The 585-nt window shown below is 66.5% G+C and carries 1 protein-coding gene; it reads left to right on the top strand.

Going from position 1 to position 585, the window contains the following annotated elements:
• On the top strand, nucleotides 1–557 hold a 557-nt coding region (locus B2R83_RS01855; RefSeq protein WP_292037983.1), incomplete at its 5' end, for an FAD-dependent oxidoreductase.
• Between the last annotated feature and the right edge of the window lie 28 nt (nucleotides 558–585).

The following is a 585-nucleotide window of genomic DNA, read 5'->3' as shown; positions in this document are numbered from 1 at the left end:
GCGAAGCAGTCGGCCTGCAGCTGGACGAGCGCGGCTTCGTGGTCGTGGACGACGAGTGCCGCACCAGCCTGCCGGGCGTGTGGGCAGTCGGCGACGTGGTGCGTGGCCCAATGCTGGCGCACAAGGCGGAAGAAGAGGGCGTCGCGGTTGCCGAGCGCATCGCCGGCCAGCACGGCCACGTCAACTTCAACACCATCCCGTGGGTCATCTACACCTCGCCGGAAATCGCCTGGGTCGGCAAGACCGAGCAGCAACTGAAGGCCGAAGGCGTGTCCTACAAGGCCGGCACCTTCCCGTTCATGGCCAACGGCCGTGCGCGCGCGCTGGGCGATACCTCGGGCATGGTGAAGTTCCTGGCCGATGCCACGACCGATGAAATCCTGGGCGTGCACATCGTCGGCCCGGTGGCCTCGGAGCTGATCTCGGAAGCCGTCGTCGCGATGGAGTTCAAGGCCTCGTCGGAAGACATCGCCCGCATCTGCCACGCGCACCCGTCGCTGTCGGAAGCCGTCAAGGAAGCCGCGCTGGCGGTGGACAAGCGTTCGCTGAACTTCTAAGTTTCACCTGTAGGGTGGGCGGCTCTGC

The sequence above is a fragment of the Massilia sp. UBA6681 genome, assembly GCF_002454935.1.
GTDB lineage: Bacteria > Pseudomonadota > Gammaproteobacteria > Burkholderiales > Burkholderiaceae_D > Telluria > Telluria varians.
Note: the sequence above shows the minus strand (reverse complement) of the source record. Positions and strands in the feature narration are given on the sequence as shown.